Below are 16,712 nucleotides of genomic sequence, written 5' to 3'. Positions count from 1 at the left end.
TTAGTCCCGGTAGCGCAAGGCATCGACCAGCAGCGAAAAGGCCGGCGTCGCTTGCCGGCGGCTGGGGTAGTAGAGATGGTAGCCGGGGAAGGGCGTGCACCAGTCGGAGAGCACCCGCACCAGTTCGCCACTGGCAAGGTGCGTGCGCACCTGGTCTTCAGGCAGATAGGCGAGGCCCAATCCGGCAAGCACGGCATTCATGCGCAACGCCGCCGTGTTGAACACCAGCTGGCCCTCGACGCGCACCTTCAGTTCACGTCCGGCCTTCTCGAATTCCCAGGCATAGAGCCCGCCATAGGTCGGCAGACGCAGATTGATGCAATTGTGGGCGGTCAGGTCCTGTGGCATGCGGGGCTTTGGCCGCCTGGCGAAATAGGCCGGCGATCCCACGACCGCCATGCGCATGTCGGGGCCGATGCGCACAGCGATCATGTCTCGAGCTACCTGTTCGCCCAGCCGCACGCCGGCATCATAGCGCTCGGCGACGATGTCGGTCAGGCCGTAATCGACGATGATCTCTATCCTGATGTCGGGATAGTCCGGCAAAAGCCCAGCAATCGCCGGCCATAGCACCGCGTCGGCGGCGTGTTCGCCGGCCGTGATGCGGATGGTGCCGGCGGGCTTTTCACGCAATGCGCTGAGCGCGGCCAGTTCAGTCTCGATCTCGTCGAGCCTTGGCCCAACGGTGCGCAACAGGCGCTCGCCGGCTTCGGTGGGCGACACGCTGCGCGTGGTGCGGGTCAGAAGCCGCAAGCCCAGCCGCTCCTCCAGCGCACGAACCGTGTGGCTCAAAGCGGATTGGGAGACGCCGAGCCGCGCCGCCGCCCTGGTGAAGCTCTCTTCGCGCGCGACGGCGAGAAACGCTGTCAGTTCATTCAGGTTATCCCGAGGCATTCATGAGTCCCTCTCATAGGTGCATGCCGGATATAGCAGCTAATCGCGACCAATCGCATGCCCTAGATAAGGGGCATCACAATCGGGCACCTAAAACAGGCAGCCCTGAAAATCGGCGGGCCGTGAATTGCCCGTCTGAAGAAGGGATGAAAACCATGGACATCAAGCGAAGCGGCTCGCAGCCTTCGGGCAAGGGACCGGGCGACTGGTTCACCGGCACGGTGCGCATCGACCCGCTGTTTCAAGCCATCGCACCGGCCCGCGCGGCCGGCAACGCCGTCACCTTCGAGCCCGGCGCGCGCACGGCCTGGCACACCCATCCGCTCGGCCAGTTGCTGATCGTCACCGCCGGCTGCGGCCGCGTGCAGCGCGAGGGCTGCCCGATCGAGGAGATTCGGCCCGGCGACGTGGTTCGCTTCGAGCCGGGCGAGAAGCATTGGCATGGCGCGTCACCCACCACCGCCATGACCCACATCGCCATCCAGGAGGCGCTCGACGGCAAGGCGGTCGACTGGATGGAGCACGTCAGCGACGCGCAGTACCAGGCCTGAACAAGGGAACACGACAATGCAAAAACGCACACTTGGAACAAGCGGTCTCGAAGTCTCGGCCATTGGCCTTGGCTGCATGGGGCTGAGCTATGGCTACGGTCCAGCGACGGACAAGACCCAGGCCATCGAGCTTATTCGCGCCGCTGTCGACAGCGGTGTTACCTTCTTCGATACGGCGGAGGCCTATGGTCCGTTCGTTAATGAGGAGCTGCTGGGAGAGGCGCTGGAGCCGGTCCGAGACAAGGTGGTCATCGCGACCAAATTCGGCTTTGTCGGCGGCGAGGTGTCGCGTGGCATGGATAGCCGGCCCGAGAATATTCGCGCGGTTGCCGAGGCGGCGCTGAGACGGTTGAGGACGGACCATATCGACCTGCTCTACCAGCACCGTGTCGATCCCAACGTGCCGATCGAGGACGTCGCCGGCGCGGTGAAGGAACTGATTGCCGAGGGCAAGGTCGGGCATTTCGGCCTGTCGGAAGCAGGCAGCCAGACCATCCGCCGGGCGCATGCAGTGCAGCCGGTCGCCGCGCTGCAGAGCGAATATTCGCTGTGGTGGCGCGAGCCTGAGAAGGAGATCCTGCCGACGCTGGAAGCGCTCGGCATCGGCTTCGTGCCGTTCAGCCCGCTGGGCAAGGGTTTCCTGACCGGAGCCATCAGCGAGACCACCACCTTCGCGAGTGACGACTTCCGCAACATCGTGCCGCGTTTCTCGCCAGAGGCGCGCAAGGCCAACCAGGCGCTGGTCGACGTGCTTGGCACCATTGCAACGGCCAAGCAGGCGACATCGGCCCAGATCGCGCTGGCCTGGCTGCTGGCGCGTAAGCCGTGGATCGTGCCGATCCCCGGCACCACCAAGATCGGCCGCCTCAAGGAGAACATCGGCGCCGCCGACGTCGTGCTGAGCTCGGAGGATTTGAGCAGCATCGAGAGCGCCGTGTCCGCCATCACCGTGCAGGGTGACCGTTATCCGGCGCATCTGCAGGCGCGTGTTGGTCGATAAGGCGATCGAAAAGACAAGGAAGAAATCATGACCGAGAACATCAAGGACAAAGTCGTCGTCATCACCGGCGCCAGCAGCGGGCTGGGCGAAGCCGCCGCACGGCTTCTTGCCAAAGAAGGCGCGAAGCTCGTGCTGGGCGCGCGCCGTCTGGACCGGCTGCAGGCGCTCGCCAGTGAGCTTTCACTGGGCAAGGACGCCATCCTGCAGACCGACGTGACCGATGTCGGCCAGGTCCGGCGTCTCGTCGATCACGCGGTCAAGACACACGGCCGCGTCGACGTCATCATCAACAATGCCGGCCTGATGCCGCACTCGCCACTGGAGCGCGGCAAGGTCGAGGATTGGGACCGGATGATCGACGTCAACATCAAAGGCGTGCTCTATGGTATCGCAGCCGCCCTGCCGCACATGAAGACGCAAAAGAGCGGCCACATCATCAACGTGTCCTCGGTGGCCGGCCACAAGGTCGGTCCGGGCGGTGCCGTCTATGCCGCGACCAAGCACGCGGTGCGCGTCATCTCCGAAGGTCTGCGCCAGGAGGTGAAGCCGCACAACATCCGCACCACCATCATCTCACCCGGCGCGGTGGCGACCGAACTGCCCGACAGCGTCACCGAGGCCGACGTCGCCGAAGGCGTGCGGGCGCTCTATGATCGGGTGGCGATCCCCGCGGATTCCTTCGCCAGGACGGTGGTGTTCGCCATCAGCCAGCCCGACGAGGTCGACATCAACGAGATCCTGTTCCGGCCGACCAGCCAGGAGTACTAGCATGTGGCGCTAGAGCAGACTTGCCCATTCGTGGCCGGGACGAGCTGTCGCAAGGCGAGCCTTTAGCCATGCCCGCTCCAATGGTTCCAGCTTTGGCAAGGCATTGGCGAAATCGAGCTCGTCCTTGTCGCGCCTGTATTTGGCTTTGAACTGCAGGACGGCCGCCGGTTTCAGATAGGGCAGGCCTTCCGGTGTGACCGCAATCACCTCGGCGCGCGGCCGGGTGATGGCGGCGTCGCGCTTGTAGACCCACAGGTCCGGCGTTTCTCGGCTCGATCATCATGTCGACCCGCCAGCATCGCTGCTGGATATCCTCGCACCCATATCTGCGAAATCTCTGCCGGTGGCACCTTGCGCGCCAGCAGGTGCTCGATGATGCCGCTGGCGACCGTGTGGAAACGCATGCCTTTCAGCGCACGGCGAAAGGTCTCAAAATCCTCGCGCAGGATGGTGAATTCCAGGTCCTCGTGATCGCGGGTCTGGCTTCCGTGCCAGAGGTCGAGAGCCCAGCCTCCGACTAGGGACCAGGGCTTCGACAAGCCGTTAAGGCGCCGTGCCAGTTCCGTCGGATGCCATGGACGCCACGCGTCCTCGTCGACTGTTGCCGGTCGGTTCATGTCTCGACACCTCGTGGACATGCTTCGCCAAGGACCCGCGGTGATTTTCAGAAATCGGTTCCGATTTTCTGCCCAATGCGGTAGCGGTCAGCGGCTTTTTTCATGGGCCTGGAGCTTTTTCAATGGCGATCGGCGTTGTCGTAAGTCTTCGCCTGGCCGAGCCAGCGGATGCCGCCGCGATCAGGGATATCGTGCGCGCCGCCTATGCGAAATGGGTGCCGGTGATCGGCCGTGAGCCGCTGCCCATGCGCGCCGACTACGACAAGGCGCTTCGCGAGCATCAGTTCGATCTCGCGGTGGAGGGCGATCGGATCATAGGAATGATCGAAACCATGCTGGCTGGCGATCACCTCTGGATCGAGAATGTGTGCGTGATACCGCAGGCGCAGGGCAGGGGCATCGGCCGGCATTTGCTGGAGCAGGCCGAGCGCAAGGCGATCGAAGCCGGCCGCCACGAGATTCGCCTGCTGACCAATGGCGCCTTCGAGGCCAATGTTTCGCTCTACAAGCGGTATGGCTATGCAATCGACCGCGAAGAGCCATTCATGAATGGCGTGACGGTCTATATGAGCAAGAGGCTCGCCGGATAATCGCGATCGGAATTCGACAATGGCTGCCACGATCAGGCTGAAGCAACTCCCAGGGCTGTACGCGATTTCGCGGCTTGAGGCGGCCGACAGCATTCCTGGCTGGGCGGACGGACCAGGCTTCGTCAGCATCACCAGGACCGAGGACGAGCTTTCGATTGTCTGTCCGCAGGACCGCGTTCCGGATACTGTCAAGCAGGATGGCGACTGGGTCGCCTTCAAGTTCGACGGGCCATTTGCCTTCGGCGAAACCGGTATCGTGCTGTCGGTCATCAGGCCGCTGTCCGAAAACGGGCTGGGCATCTTCGTGGTGTCGACCTTTGACGGTGATCACCTCCTGGTGAAAGCGGCGGACCAGATCGCCGCGATACGGTTTCTGGGCGAGGCAGGACACATACTGGCGTAGTTCATCCTGACCCATCGAAAAACGGCGACGTCCACTGGCCCAACCGCTCTGGCTCAATCACTGGGAGTGCTGGCTTAACCACTTCGGGGGTTGCGTTTGACAGCGCCGTTTGCGCATCGTTATCTCTAGCCCTATATCACGGCCGAAGCGGCCATGCGGCACACCCCAAGGGAGTAAACCATGTCACACAATCTGCAGTTCTATATCGATGGCGCGTGGGTCGATCCGGTTGTGCCCAACACGTTCGATGTCATCGATCCCTCCAACGAGGATGCCTTCGCCCAGATCTCGCTTGGCTCCAAGGCCGATGTCGACAAGGCGGTGGCAGCCGCCAAACGCGCCTTCAATACGTTCGGCTTCACCGAGGTCGGCGAGCGGCTTGAACTGCTCAACCGCATCATCGAGGTCTACAAGAAGCGCAGCGCCGATCTTGCGGTCGCCGTGTCGCGCGAAATGGGCGCGCCGCGCCAGATGGCGCTGGACAGCCAGGTCGGCATCGGCCTCGCGCATCTGCAGAAGATGGCCGACGTGCTCAAGACCTTCGAGTTCCGTCATGTGAAGGGACCTCATCTGGTGGTCAAGGAGCCGATCGGCGTCGTCGGCTTGATCACGCCATGGAACTGGCCGCTGAACCAGATCACCTGCAAGGTCGGCCCCGCACTCGCCGCTGGCTGCACCATGGTGCTGAAGCCTTCCGAAATCGCGCCGCTCGATGCCATCATCTTCGCCGAGATCCTCGACGAGGCCGGCGTGCCGAAGGGCGTCTTCAACCTCGTCAACGGTGATGGTCCGGGCGTCGGCCACGCACTGTCCAGCCACCCCGACATCGACATGATGTCGTTCACCGGCTCGACCCGCGCCGGCATCCTGGTGGCCAAGGCCGCCGCTGACACCGTCAAGCGCGTGCATCAGGAACTTGGCGGCAAGTCGGCCAACATCCTGTTCCCGGATGTCGACCTCGCCACGGCTGTCTCCAAGGGCGTCGCCGGCTGTTTCGGCAACAGCGGCCAGTCCTGCAACGCGCCGACGCGCATGTTCGTGCCGCGCGACCGCCATGACGAGGCGGCCGGCTATGCCAAGGCGGCGGCGGAAAAGTTCACCGTTGGTCCCGCCGATGCACCAGGCACCAAACTCGGCCCGGTCGTCAGCCAGGTCCAGTTCGACAAGATCCAGGACCTGATCCAGGCCGGCATCGACGAAGGCGCCACGCTGGTGGCGGGCGGCACCGGCCGGCCGGCCGAACTCAACCGCGGCTACTATGTCAGGCCGACGGTGTTCGCCGACGTCACCCACGACATGCGCATCGCCCGCGAGGAAATCTTCGGGCCAGTGCTGGCGATCATGCCGTATGACAGCGTCGACGAGGTGGTCAACACCGCCAACGACACGGTCTATGGCCTCGCTTCCTACATCCAGGCCAAGGACATGAAGAAGGCGCGCGAAGTGGCGGCGCGCATGCGCACCGGCAATGTCTACATCAACTATCCGACCTGGGACGCGGGCCTGCCCTTTGGCGGCTACAAGCAGTCGGGCAACGGCCGCGAATATGCCGAATATGGGCTTGAGGATTTCCTCGAGATCAAGGGTATCGCCGGCTACGAGGCCGCCGAATAGCCGGCTGTCAAACGCCGGTCATGCAACGCTGCTAGGGGCGGCTCTTTTGGGAGGCGACCTTGGCTTCGAGACATCGCGACGGCAGTGCCGGTGACGCCAACTATGGCGCCATCGGCGCCAACTACTCCAGTTACCGCCAGCCGGAGCCGCGTATCGCGTCGCTGATCGTCAAGGCGCTCGGCGATGCCAGCAAGGTGCTGAATGTCGGCGCTGGTGCCGGCTCCTACGAGCCGGTCGACCGCGTGGTGACGGCGGTCGAACCGTCCGCCTCGATGCGGGCGCAACGGCCGGCACATCTGTCGCGCGCCATCGACGCCGTGGCTGGCGCACTGCCTTTCGACGACAAGAGCTTCGACGCGGCGATGGCGACCTTCACCGTGCATCAGTGGCCCGATCTGGCAGCGGGTCTAGCCGAGATGCGCCGTGTGACGCGCGGACCGATCATCATTCTCAGCTGCGACCCCGACGAACTGAACCGTTTCTGGCTCGATGATTACGCGCCGGAGGTCATCACGGTCGAGGCCTCGCGCTATCCGCGCATCGAGGCGATCACGCAGGCGCTGGGTGGCAAGGCGGAGGTGCTGTCGGTGCCGATCCCGCTGGATTGCAGCGACGGTTTTGGCGAAGCCTATTATGGCCGCCCCGAGCGATTGCTCGATCCTGGTGCACGTCTGGCCAATTCGGCCTGGAGCTTTGTCGATGCCTCAGTCGGTGCGCGCTTTGTCGCTGATCTCGGCAGGGACCTCGACAGCGGCGACTGGGACCGCAAATACGGACACCTGCGCACGCAAACGGAGTTCGATGGTTCACTCAAACTGGTCATCGGGCATGCCTGAAACCGGTGCGGCCATCGTACCCAAACGAGACTAAGCACGCCGGACGCGCCTGGAACCGGTGTTGCCCTGCTACCACGCCGGCAAAGGCAAATCGCCGATGCCGGGGATCGGCCCTTTGCCTTCATTGACACGCATGAAAAACCGCCTTTAACATTCCGTTAACAAGAATGAATGGGCGGGGCCTCATGGCATCCACGGTGGGTTGGCGTTGTGCGGCAAGGGGGCTTGGCCTTGCAGTCGCCGTGACGGTGTTGAGTTCGGCATCGAGTTTGGCCAGCGCGTCCGAACTTTCGATGGTCATCGGCGGCCCGACATCCCAGCCGATCGGCCACTACGATTTCTGCAAGATCCACGTCGACGAATGCTCGATCCGTTCGCCCAACAGCACGCCCGAGCACATGTCCAGCCAGCTTTTGCGGCAGATCACCGCCGTGAATCTATCGGTGAACACGCGCGTCAAGCCGATGAGCGACATGGATAATTACGGCAAGGAAGAGTGGTGGGCCTATCCGGAGGACGGGTTTGGCGACTGCGAGGACTATGCGCTCGAAAAGCGACGGGAGCTTATCTCCAGCGGCGTCGCCATATCCAACCTGCTGATGACGGTCGTTCGCAAGCCGGATGGCGAAGGCCACGCCGTCTTGACCGTGCGCACGGACAAGGGCGACTTCATCCTCGACAACCTTACTGACAAGGTGCGTCTCTGGAGCCAGACGGGCTATCGCTACCTGAAGAGGCAGTCGAGCGAGAATACGGGGCGCTGGGTGTCCATCCTGGGCGGCGACGAAGCGCTGGTCAGCTCCGTTAAATAGCCTGGTGGGTCACGGGCCGGCGGCGAAAGCGCCTCGGCCCGATCACATCTGCTTGAACACAGGCGCCTTCCGTAACTGCCGTGCCTCAGCTTCCGCCGTCGAGCAGCACCCTGAGGTCGTCCAGCTTATCGTTGACCAGCCAGCCATAATAGTTCTCGACAGGCAGCTTGCGGCTCTTGCCGCTGGCTGCCGCTTCACGCAATGCCGCCGCTCTCTGCCTGGGTTGCCCGACATTGTAGAGGGTCGCGGTAATTCCTGGATTGTGGGAGATGTCGAAGCCCTGTTCCTTGTAGGCGTCGATCGCGTCGCGCACGATTGCCGCGATGTAGACGATGCTGCGGTCCGGATCCATGACGTCGCGATAGATGGCTTGCGGATTGTCCGGCGTCAGCTTGTCGTAGCCGCTCACCTTGTTGACGAGATCGGTGACCTCAAGCGCGGTGAGCGGGCTGATCTGCCCGAGGCCGAACGTCTGGCCGGCAAAGAATGGCTGGAAGAACGCTTGCTGAAACGTCATTGGCTCGTAAGCCACACCGTCGACGGTCTTGCCTTTGAAATGCTGCGTCCAGACCGTGTCGCGGCAGTTCCAGAGGGCGGCATTGCCTTTCGCCTGCTCACAGGCCGCGAACTCAGGACGTTTGACGAAATCCTGGACCCGCGCCCCCTTGTAGCGGAAGGCAAAATCGAGACCGGAATAGGAGAGTGCCTTCACATAGTAGGTCTGCACCGAACCGACGGCAGTGACATTGTAGGTATGTTCGCCGACCAGGGCGCCGACAATGTGAATGGGATCGATGCCGTAGATCGCGGCGACCTGCTTGATATGCGTGATCAGCTTTTTCTCGCGCTTCAAAAGCGCAATGATCTTCTCGTATTTTTCCTCGTAGGTGGTGTTGAAGGCGCGCGTTCTGACCGCCGACGCACTGGGAATGGGCGGTTGCGTCTCGGAGCGGTTTCCTGGCGGAACAACGATCGTATCCGCATGGGCCGTGTCGATCGACAGCATGCCCGTCGAGGCAAGGACAACCAGCAAAAGCGCCAGGAAAGATTTCTGCAAGGCAATCATCAAGCGCCTTTCGGGATCGGAGGGCATGGGCGGTCTACACGCCGTGTGTTTCCTGAACAGCCTCGTTGGCGACTGTCAAGCACGGCGCACGCCTTCACGCCCGTCACATCGTCGAATTCCGCCTTCAGTGGTCACGCCAGTCACACAGCCGACATCCGCTCCAACCCACATGGCCGGCCAGGACCGCGCGACCGGCCGCGCATGACCCTGCGGCGCCGTGTGTTTACCATCACACCGGCAATAAAATTTTGATTCAAACTTTATTGGTAATTTCTCGTTCATAACTCGGTCTGATTTGTCCGGCGGCTTTCTGTGTGCCTTCGGTCTGTTGTGTTTTGCGTACAGGTCCAGATGCGGTTACCAGGCATTCTCACTTCCTTGATTGCATCCTTGTGCCTCGTCGGCTGTTCGTCGACGTCCGGGATCGACGCGCTCGATGTGGGCAAACCGTCCAACGAGATCACCAGTTCGGTGGTCCGTCCGAGCGCGCCCGTGGCGTCCATGCCGGCGAAGGCCAAGGCCAACAATGCGCGCAAAACGGCAGAGGAGGCGTCCGTGGCCGAGAATGCCCGGCCTTTTGGACTGGCGGAGGAGGAGGAGACGGTCGCGTTTTCAGCGCCTGAATTGCCCGACAGCGTCGATCCGCCTGTCCAGCCGGCAGCCCTGGTCTCGCCGCCAAAGCTCCTGTCGCGCGCCGCGCCCCCGATGCTTGCCGGACCGCTCACGCGTTATGCTTTCCGCGATGCCAAGCCGATCAATTTCGGCAGGTCTTCCCCCAGGCACCTGGCTGTTCATGGCGTCGATGTCTCGCGCTGGCAGGGCGACGTCAACTGGGAGAAACTGCGCGCCCAGGGCGCCAACTTCGCCTACATCAAGGCGACGGACGGCGGCGACCACCTCGATCCGATGTTCATGAAGAACTGGCGTGGCGCCGAGGCCGCCGGCCTGAAGCGCGGCGCCTATCATTTCTTCTACTGGTGCCGCACCGCTGGCGAGCAGGCCGACTGGTTCATCCGCAACGTGCCGAAGGTCGATGGCGCGCTGCCGCCGGTGATCGACGTCGAATGGAACGGCGAATCCACCTGCACGCGCCGGCCATCGCGCGAAAAAGTGCTGGAGAAGATGCAGGTGTTCATGGACAAGCTGGAACGCCACTATGGCCAGCGTCCGATCATCTACACCGCGCCCGACTTCTACCGCGACAACCTCAAGGGCGCGTTCCTGGATTACCCATTCTGGCTGCGCGCCGTGGCGCAGCATCCGTCAAAGGTCTATCCGGGTCGCAAATGGCTGTTCTGGCAGTATTCCGGCTCCGGCCTCTCGCATGGGGTGACGGGCCGCATCGATCTCAACGTGTTCCATGGCGACGAGAGGCAATGGCGTGATTGGGCTGGCGGGCGGCAAACGATTGCCGCCGCCGACTGAAGCAGGCCAATCCGCAAGCGGACAACATTGCGAGCGGCATCTTGGGCAATGGCCGTCGGTTCGGCCAGCGCCCTCCAAGTTTTGAAGCTATTTCATGCCTCGTCGAGCCAGACTTTGCCGAAGTCATGCTCGTAGGTCGGGTGCATGCCGTGGTTTTTCACTGACGCAACCGAATGGCTGTAGAGCTTGCGCCAGTACGGCTGGATGATGATGCCGGAGTCCTGGAGGATTTTCTGGATATCGGCCATCAGAGCCTTGCGCTTTGCGGGATCCGCCACGGAGAGGGCCTCGCCGATCTTGGCGTCGAAATCCGGGTTGGAGTAAGCGGATTCGTTCCAGGCTTCCCCTGTGCGATAGGCTGTCGCCAAGATCTGGACGCCCAGCGGACGCATGTTCCAGTTGGTCATGGAGTAGGGATACTTGGTCCAATCGTTCCAGAATGTCGAGCCCGGCAGAACCGTGCGCTTGACCTTGATGCCCGCCTCGCGAAGCTGTGCGGCAATAGCGTCACCGCTGTTCCTGTGCCAATCCTCGTCCACCGTGATCAGCTCGTGCTCGAAGTCGGCCTGGCCAGCCTCGGCCATCAGCGCCTTGGCTTTGGCCAGGTCGCGGGCGACCTTCGGAAGTTCTGCATATTCGGGGTGAATCTTGCAGACGTGATGGTTTTCGGCGGGTTCGCCGGCACTGTTGTATCCAAGCTGAAGCACGATCGAATTGTCGACCGCGAGTTGCAGCGCGTGACGCACCCTCTGGTCGTCATAGGGCTTGTTCTTGACATTGGTGCGCGCGACGATTGTCGAGGCGGTTATGACCTCGGATTTCGCAAGGCCAAGCCCGTCGAGGATCGGCACATAGTCGGCGGAGGTTTCATAGTTGGTGTGAATCTCACCTGCCTCGAAAGCACTTGCAACCGCTGACGGGTCGGTGCCGTAGTCGATGAATTCGATGCCGTCGAGATAGGTTTCGCCATTCCACCACTTTCCATCCTCGCGACGCTTGTAGACGACCTTGTCGCCGACCTCGTAGGAGACGAGTTCGAACGGACCAGTGCCGATCGGGTTGGCGACAAAATTCGCGCCCTTCTCGTCGAAGCTGCGGTGAACGACGAGAGCCGGATAGTCGCAGACGTTCGGAATGAGCGCGATATCCGACTTGAGGAGGGAGAGCTTCACGGTCTTGTCGTCGACCTTGGTGAGCGCGCCTTCGCGCAGCTTCCCGGTTTTTGCGTTGACCAGGCTGCCCATGCGGCCCGCCATCGAATTGCCTTCGGCGCCCTTGTCGCACCAGCGCGTGAAATTGAAGATCACGTCATCGGCGTTGAAAGCGTCGCCATTGGTCCAGGTCACACCCTGGCGAACATGCAGGACATACTCCGTGGCGTCGTCATTTACGTCCCAGCTTTCCAGCAGGTAAGGCTCGAAGGTGAAGTCGCGGGTATATTTTACCAACGGCTCGAGCGTCTGGCGCTGTGCGGTGGTGATCTGGGACCAGTCGGCCGTGCGCGGGTCCTTTGGATCTTTGACGTACATTGCAACCTTGATCACGCCGCCCCTCTTGGGCTCATCCGCACGTGCTTGACTGGGGGCGGCAATGCCGATCATGCCGTAGGCCATCACTGTCGAGGCGCCGAAAACGCTGGCCATCGCCAGAAATTCGCGGCGATCCGTGTCGCCGGATTTCGCGCTCTCGGCCAGTTCACGGATATGATCCGGAACGCTGTCCTTGTTGCTCTTGTAGAATGTCATCTGCGAACCCCCATCGTTGGCTTCCGCCGGTTGGAACTCCGCCTTGCGCCGACGACGTTTGATGCCGAAGGGAAGGAGAATCAATGGACTATGCGGGTTTCAGAAGAGGGGCGTTTCGCGGAAATCCGACAATCTTGGCAAGAAAATCGATGTCTGTTCGACTGCGGAAATGAATCCGCCTGGTTTGAGATAGTCCGGCCTGCAGGGCCTTCGCAATCCAGAACACTGACAGGTGAGAATCCAGGTGAATGGTTTCGGAAAAACGGCAATGCGCGCCGTTCCCTGATATTGCGTGCCGACCAAATCGCCGGAATGCTGATGCTGGGCCGGAAGATGACTATACCAAGCTGTGTTTCGTGGAACGTACCCAGCTCTCTTGAGGAATGAGGAAAGATTGACGGACACAAGCGTGGAAGATGCTCCCCGGACAATCGCGTTTCTCCTTGTGCACCGGTTTCCGATGTTCAGCCTTGCCTCCGCCGTCGACACCATGCGCACCGCAAATCACACCGTTGGCCGGCAGTTCTACAGGTGGATCACGATTTCGTTCGATGGGCAGCCAGTCATGGCGTCCAATGGCATGAAGCTCAACGTCGATTACTCGCTGGAGACTGTCCCGAGCAGCGACATTGCGTTCGTCTGCGCGGGAACGGCGATCGATTTTCCGGAAAAGGCGGCCGTGATATCGGCGTTGCGCCGATGGGGCAGGCGTGGCTCGTCACTCGGCGCTCTTACGCTCGGCAGCCACGTATTGGCCGAAGCGGGTCAGCTGGAAGGCCATCGCTGCACCATCCACTGGGAAAACCGCGCGGGTTTCCAGGAAAAATTTCCCGATATCGAATGCACGGGCAACGTCTACGAAATCGACCGAAAACGCTACACGTCCGCCGGCGGCACGACGTCGATGGATCTGTTCCTGGAAATCATTCGCCGAGACCTGGGCACTGTGATCGCCAACGAGGTCGCCGGGCAGTTTCAGCACGAGCGTGTCCGCTCCCCCAGCGATCGGCAACGCGTTGGTCCGGGTCGCGACCTGGCCAGCAAATCCGTGGCGCTGCGCAGGGTCATCGAACTCATGGCGGACAATCTGGAAAAGCCGCTTTCGGTGGTGCAGCTTGCGAAGGAGGGCGGCTTGTCCGTGCGCCAGCTGGAGCGCCTGTTCTCATCGCAGGTGAGTATGACGCCTGGCCGCTACTACATCACGCTGCGGCTGGAACGGGCTCGCGCGCTCTTGCGGCAAACGCCTCTGTCGATCTTCAGCGTCGCGTTGGCGACCGGCTTTGCATCGCAGTCCTATTTCGCACAGAGCTACCGGCTGCAATTCGGATGCCTGCCGTCGAGCGAACGTCGGCCCGAACAATAGCGGAATTGCGCGTCTTCCCTGGACATTGCTGGTCCGCCATGACGGGCCACGGCGGGTCTCGCCTGTGTCCGTGGCGGATCATTGCCGCCGATGGTTCACTGCCTTGGAGGCAGTGAACCAGGCGAAAAACTCGCGAATGTTGACGAGAAAATGATGCCGGACAGGGCCGCGATCCATCATTTTTGGTCCATGAAGTCGCGCGATTGCACTGCTCTTGGTGCGGGAACATACTCCGTACCTGCCGTGCAAGGCCGACGGGAACGGCCGGGCATACGTCGAGTGAACCACGACTTTTGCCTCTACGGAAAGTCCAGGGATCATGACATTGCTGACGCACCGGGCCAATGCACTGCTGCCGGAAGGCAGCGTGAATTGCGACATTCACCACCCCAACCCAACCGTGAGCCAACTCATGCCGCTCCTGCCGGATGTCTGGCAGGACCTGATTGCGTCTCGCGGGATCGGACAATTCGACAGCATCGCCTATCCCAACAACGCGCCGCTGACCTGCCGCCCGGATTGGCGCGACCCGGCGGGTGGCCTGACCAACACACCGGAACGGTTGGCCAGGGAGGCTCTGGATCATTTTGGCGCGCGGGCGGGAATCCTCAACAATCTCTCCGGCGTTCACATGCTTTACGACGCCTACATGGCCGTCGCGGTGACCAGGGCGCTGAATGACTGGACGCGCTCGGAATGGCTCGACAAGCATTCTGGCCTGCGCGCTTCGATCGTGCCGCCGCTGCAGGATATCGAGGCGGCCGTGGCCGAGATCGAACGTTGCGCCGAGGACCGCCGGTTCGTGCAGGTGCTGTTTCCGTCCTCGGCCCATATGCCCTATGGGCATCGCAACTACTGGCCGCTGTACAAGGTCGCGGTCAAGCATGGTTTGCCGATTGGCATCCATGCCGGCAGCGCATACCACCATCCCGTTACGTCTGTCGGCTGGCCGAATACAGTTGCCGAGGACTATGCCGCCCAGTCGCAGATCATGCAGGGACAGCTGGCCAGCCTGGTTTCGGAAGGCGTGTTCACGGAGTTTCCTTCCCTCAAGGTCGTCCTTCTGGAATCCGGCGTCAGTTGGCTTCCGGCTTTCCTCTGGCGTTTCGGCAAATTCTGGAGGGGACTGCGGTTCGAGACGCCTTGGGTCGACCGGCTGCCCGCGGAAATCATACGCGATCACGTGCGGTTGACGACGCAACCTTTCGACATTCCGGACAATCCGGATATCGTATCCCGGCTGATCGATCACATTGGCTCCGACGAAATGCTGCTGTTCTCGTCAGACTATCCGCACTGGCAGTTCGACGGCGATGCTGTCCTGCCCGCCGGATTTGATGCGACGCTTGTCCATAAGATCGCGGTGGAAAATCCGGTTGCGACTTATCCCCGTCTCAAGGAGCTGCACGCATGACCATTCATCCGGCCGCGCCTTCGAGCACGTCTGTCGTGCAGACCATTATCGATTGCGACGTGCATCCAAAACTCACCTCCGTGGACGATCTCAAGCCCTTCCTCAGCCAGCGTTGGCAGGCGCATCTCGCTACCTACGGGCTACGCTACCGGATGGGCTATCAGGACGGGAATCCCTATCCCAAGGCGGCGCCGGCTTCCTCGCGGCGTGATACCTGGCCTGCGAATGGGGGGCTGCCGGGATCCGATGTCGGCATGCTGCGCGACCAGCTTCTCGACCTCTACAACATGGAATTCGGGATCATGAATCCGCTTTGGCCAACAGGCCAGGGTGTGCTCGGAGACGATTATTCCGCAGCACTATGCCGTGCCAGCAATCAATGGCAGCTCGATCTCTACAACGAGCCGGAGCCAAGGCTCAAATGCTCGATCTGCGTTCCCTACGAGAACGGAGCGCTGGCGCGCGCCGAGATCGAACATTTCGCAGGCGATGGCCGCTTTGCCCAGGTGCTCCTGCTCAGCCGCACGGCCGAACTGCTGGGACAGCGCCGATACTGGCCGATCTTCGAGGCGGCGGAAGCGGCAAACCTTCCGGTTGGCATTCATGTCTTCGGATATTCGGGCCAGGCGATCACGCCGGCGGGTTGGCCTTCCTACTATATGGAGGAAATGACCGAGCATGCTCCCTCGGCCCAGGCGATGCTGACAAGCATGATCTTCGAGGGCCTGTTCGAGCGCTTTCCCGGCACCCGCATCGTTCTGCTGGAGGCCGGTCTTGCCTGGATACCCGCGCTTGGCTGGCGGTTGGACCGGCTTTGGGCCCGCATGCGCGACGAAGTTCCGCATGTTACGCGTCCGCCGTCCGAATATCTGAAGCAGCATCTCTGGGTCGCGACCCAACCCATGGAGGAACCTGAGAACAAGCGGCATCTCGTCGACATCATCGACTGGATCGGTCATGACCGCGTTGTGTTTTCGTCGGACTATCCGCACTGGGATTTCGATGATCCCCGCCATTCGCTGCCGCCGCATATCGGTGCGAAACTCAAGCGCGCCATTCTCTATGACAATGCCGCGGCCCTTTATGGGGCGGCGCGATGACACGCCATCCGGTCGCTGCCGTCAGCGACATTCCGGATGGTGGCCGGCTGAAAGTCGACGTGGCGGGCCGCTCCATCGTCGTTTTCCATGTCGACGGCGCTTTTTACGCCCTGGCTGACAGATGCCCGCACCAGGGCGGACCGCTTTCACAGGGCGACCAGATCGGAGAACTTCGAGCCACGGTTCCCGGTCAGCATCAGTATTGCCGGCGCAACATGATCATCCGTTGCCCGTGGCATCATTGGGAGTTCGATATCGCGACGGGCCAATCGCAAATCGACCCGGCCCGCATCAAGGTGCGCAGGTATGAGACCGCCGTAGGCGATGCACCATCTTGCGTGGCGGAAGAAAAACTGGCGGCGACAACGTTTGAAACCGTCAAGGAAGAGGGGCTCGTCTACGTTATCATATAGCCGGTCGGGAGCTTGCCGTTGCCCTGTTGGCTGGTACGCTGGTCAGCGCACGATGCGTTTAATACGCCGGCTAAATACTGCGTATAAAGTGAGAGACAAGA

Annotated in this window: 18 protein-coding genes; 13 read left to right on the top strand and 5 right to left on the bottom strand. The window is 61.8% G+C overall.

The window, feature by feature from the left end:
* A complete protein-coding gene (locus tag ABVQ20_RS08945; protein ID WP_354459147.1) occupies positions 1-894 on the bottom strand; it encodes a LysR family transcriptional regulator in 894 nt (297 codons plus the stop codon).
* Positions 895-1,049: 155 nt separating this feature from the next.
* On the opposite strand from ABVQ20_RS08945, the gene ABVQ20_RS08940 reads away from it, so the two are divergent.
* Genes ABVQ20_RS08940 through ABVQ20_RS08930 form a run of 3 tightly spaced genes read left to right on the top strand, consistent with a single transcriptional unit; the run spans position 1,050 to position 3,213 of the window.
* The gene (locus tag ABVQ20_RS08940) at positions 1,050-1,445 is read left to right on the top strand and encodes a (R)-mandelonitrile lyase (RefSeq protein ID WP_354462146.1); all 396 of its coding nucleotides are present in this window, start codon (positions 1,050-1,052) and stop codon (positions 1,443-1,445) included.
* 16 nt (positions 1,446-1,461) lie between these two features.
* Entirely contained in the window at positions 1,462-2,445 is a 984-nt protein-coding gene (locus tag ABVQ20_RS08935; protein ID WP_354459146.1) for an aldo/keto reductase, read from the top strand.
* A gap of 27 nt (positions 2,446-2,472) precedes the next feature.
* Entirely contained in the window at positions 2,473-3,213 is a 741-nt protein-coding gene (locus tag ABVQ20_RS08930) for an SDR family oxidoreductase (RefSeq protein ID WP_354459145.1), read from the top strand.
* A 9-nt stretch (positions 3,214-3,222) separates the two neighbouring features.
* On the opposite strand, the gene ABVQ20_RS40485 is transcribed toward ABVQ20_RS08930, so the two are convergent.
* Positions 3,223-3,420, bottom strand: a complete 198-nt coding sequence (locus tag ABVQ20_RS40485; RefSeq protein WP_435528334.1) for a hypothetical protein — start codon at positions 3,418-3,420, stop codon at positions 3,223-3,225.
* The gene (locus ABVQ20_RS08925; RefSeq protein ID WP_435528333.1) at positions 3,417-3,830 is read right to left on the bottom strand and encodes a nucleotidyltransferase domain-containing protein; all 414 of its coding nucleotides are present in this window, start codon (positions 3,828-3,830) and stop codon (positions 3,417-3,419) included. The genes ABVQ20_RS40485 and ABVQ20_RS08925 overlap by 4 nt, the downstream gene beginning before the upstream one ends.
* Positions 3,831-3,952: 122 nt before the next feature.
* Between ABVQ20_RS08925 and ABVQ20_RS08920 the strand changes: the two genes are divergently transcribed.
* From ABVQ20_RS08920 to ABVQ20_RS08900, 5 genes are all read left to right on the top strand, one after another.
* The gene (locus ABVQ20_RS08920) at positions 3,953-4,420 is read left to right on the top strand and encodes a GNAT family N-acetyltransferase (RefSeq protein WP_354459144.1); all 468 of its coding nucleotides are present in this window, start codon (positions 3,953-3,955) and stop codon (positions 4,418-4,420) included.
* Positions 4,421-4,439: 19 nt separating this feature from the next.
* The gene (locus ABVQ20_RS08915) at positions 4,440-4,823 is read left to right on the top strand and encodes an ACT domain-containing protein (protein ID WP_354459143.1); all 384 of its coding nucleotides are present in this window, start codon (positions 4,440-4,442) and stop codon (positions 4,821-4,823) included.
* Positions 4,824-5,003: 180 nt separating this feature from the next.
* Positions 5,004-6,437: an aldehyde dehydrogenase family protein gene (locus ABVQ20_RS08910; RefSeq protein ID WP_354459142.1), complete on the top strand. Its 1,434-nt coding sequence runs from the start codon at positions 5,004-5,006 to the stop codon at positions 6,435-6,437.
* Positions 6,438-6,496: 59 nt separating this feature from the next.
* Positions 6,497-7,273 (top strand): class I SAM-dependent methyltransferase, encoded by a 777-nt coding sequence (locus tag ABVQ20_RS08905; RefSeq protein WP_354459141.1) that lies wholly within the window; start codon positions 6,497-6,499, stop codon positions 7,271-7,273.
* A 185-nt stretch (positions 7,274-7,458) separates the two neighbouring features.
* Positions 7,459-8,085, top strand: a complete 627-nt coding sequence (locus tag ABVQ20_RS08900) for a transglutaminase-like cysteine peptidase (protein ID WP_354459140.1) — start codon at positions 7,459-7,461, stop codon at positions 8,083-8,085.
* 85 nt (positions 8,086-8,170) lie between these two features.
* Here the strand turns inward: ABVQ20_RS08900 and ABVQ20_RS08895 are convergent, their stop codons facing one another.
* Positions 8,171-9,151 carry a DUF1402 family protein gene (locus ABVQ20_RS08895; protein WP_435528332.1) on the bottom strand — a complete coding sequence of 327 codons (981 nt, stop codon included), beginning with the start codon at positions 9,149-9,151 and terminating at the stop codon, positions 8,171-8,173.
* A gap of 351 nt (positions 9,152-9,502) precedes the next feature.
* Between ABVQ20_RS08895 and ABVQ20_RS08890 the strand changes: the two genes are divergently transcribed.
* Positions 9,503-10,576 carry a GH25 family lysozyme gene (locus ABVQ20_RS08890; RefSeq protein ID WP_354459139.1) on the top strand — a complete coding sequence of 358 codons (1,074 nt, stop codon included), beginning with the start codon at positions 9,503-9,505 and terminating at the stop codon, positions 10,574-10,576.
* A gap of 92 nt (positions 10,577-10,668) precedes the next feature.
* Here ABVQ20_RS08890 and ABVQ20_RS08885 read toward each other — a convergent pair whose 3' ends face one another.
* Entirely contained in the window at positions 10,669-12,321 is a 1,653-nt protein-coding gene (locus ABVQ20_RS08885; RefSeq protein WP_354459138.1) for an ABC transporter substrate-binding protein, read from the bottom strand.
* Between the two features lie 394 nt (positions 12,322-12,715).
* Here ABVQ20_RS08885 and ABVQ20_RS08880 point away from each other — a divergent pair, with 394 nt between their 5' ends.
* From ABVQ20_RS08880 to ABVQ20_RS08865, 4 genes are all read left to right on the top strand, one after another.
* Positions 12,716-13,684, top strand: a complete 969-nt coding sequence (locus ABVQ20_RS08880) for a GlxA family transcriptional regulator (RefSeq protein ID WP_354459137.1) — start codon at positions 12,716-12,718, stop codon at positions 13,682-13,684.
* A 319-nt stretch (positions 13,685-14,003) separates the two neighbouring features.
* A complete protein-coding gene (locus ABVQ20_RS08875; protein ID WP_354459136.1) occupies positions 14,004-15,098 on the top strand; it encodes an amidohydrolase family protein in 1,095 nt (364 codons plus the stop codon).
* Positions 15,095-16,198, top strand: coding sequence for an amidohydrolase family protein (locus ABVQ20_RS08870; protein ID WP_354459135.1), 1,104 nt, complete (start codon positions 15,095-15,097; stop codon positions 16,196-16,198). Before ABVQ20_RS08875 ends, ABVQ20_RS08870 begins: the two co-directional genes overlap by 4 nt.
* The gene (locus ABVQ20_RS08865; RefSeq protein WP_354459134.1) at positions 16,195-16,611 is read left to right on the top strand and encodes a Rieske (2Fe-2S) protein; all 417 of its coding nucleotides are present in this window, start codon (positions 16,195-16,197) and stop codon (positions 16,609-16,611) included. The genes ABVQ20_RS08870 and ABVQ20_RS08865 overlap by 4 nt, the downstream gene beginning before the upstream one ends.
* Positions 16,612-16,712 lie beyond the last annotated feature (101 nt).

The organism is Mesorhizobium shangrilense (genome assembly GCF_040537815.1).
Taxonomy (GTDB): Bacteria; Pseudomonadota; Alphaproteobacteria; order Rhizobiales; family Rhizobiaceae; genus Mesorhizobium; species Mesorhizobium shangrilense.
Note: the sequence above shows the minus strand (reverse complement) of the source record. Positions and strands in the feature narration are given on the sequence as shown.

What these genes read in the sequence shown, in the direction of transcription:
- ABVQ20_RS08870 (WP_354459135.1), top strand. Translation starts at nt 15,095, where the DNA reads ATGACCATTCATCCGGCCGCGCCTTCGAGCACGTCTGTCGTGCAGACC.
- ABVQ20_RS08945 (WP_354459147.1), bottom strand. Translation starts at nt 894, where the DNA reads ATGCCTCGGGATAACCTGAATGAACTGACAGCGTTTCTCGCCGTCGCG.
- ABVQ20_RS08875 (WP_354459136.1), top strand. Translation starts at nt 14,004, where the DNA reads ATGACATTGCTGACGCACCGGGCCAATGCACTGCTGCCGGAAGGCAGC.
- ABVQ20_RS08930 (WP_354459145.1), top strand. Translation starts at nt 2,473, where the DNA reads ATGACCGAGAACATCAAGGACAAAGTCGTCGTCATCACCGGCGCCAGC.
- ABVQ20_RS08885 (WP_354459138.1), bottom strand. Translation starts at nt 12,321, where the DNA reads ATGACATTCTACAAGAGCAACAAGGACAGCGTTCCGGATCATATCCGT.
- ABVQ20_RS08915 (WP_354459143.1), top strand. Translation starts at nt 4,440, where the DNA reads ATGGCTGCCACGATCAGGCTGAAGCAACTCCCAGGGCTGTACGCGATT.
- ABVQ20_RS08900 (WP_354459140.1), top strand. Translation starts at nt 7,459, where the DNA reads ATGGCATCCACGGTGGGTTGGCGTTGTGCGGCAAGGGGGCTTGGCCTT.
- ABVQ20_RS08865 (WP_354459134.1), top strand. Translation starts at nt 16,195, where the DNA reads ATGACACGCCATCCGGTCGCTGCCGTCAGCGACATTCCGGATGGTGGC.
- ABVQ20_RS08935 (WP_354459146.1), top strand. Translation starts at nt 1,462, where the DNA reads ATGCAAAAACGCACACTTGGAACAAGCGGTCTCGAAGTCTCGGCCATT.
- ABVQ20_RS08920 (WP_354459144.1), top strand. Translation starts at nt 3,953, where the DNA reads ATGGCGATCGGCGTTGTCGTAAGTCTTCGCCTGGCCGAGCCAGCGGAT.
- ABVQ20_RS08895 (WP_435528332.1), bottom strand. Translation starts at nt 9,151, where the DNA reads ATGATTGCCTTGCAGAAATCTTTCCTGGCGCTTTTGCTGGTTGTCCTT.
- ABVQ20_RS08890 (WP_354459139.1), top strand. Translation starts at nt 9,503, where the DNA reads ATGCGGTTACCAGGCATTCTCACTTCCTTGATTGCATCCTTGTGCCTC.
- ABVQ20_RS08940 (WP_354462146.1), top strand. Translation starts at nt 1,050, where the DNA reads ATGGACATCAAGCGAAGCGGCTCGCAGCCTTCGGGCAAGGGACCGGGC.
- ABVQ20_RS08910 (WP_354459142.1), top strand. Translation starts at nt 5,004, where the DNA reads ATGTCACACAATCTGCAGTTCTATATCGATGGCGCGTGGGTCGATCCG.
- ABVQ20_RS08925 (WP_435528333.1), bottom strand. Translation starts at nt 3,830, where the DNA reads ATGAACCGACCGGCAACAGTCGACGAGGACGCGTGGCGTCCATGGCAT.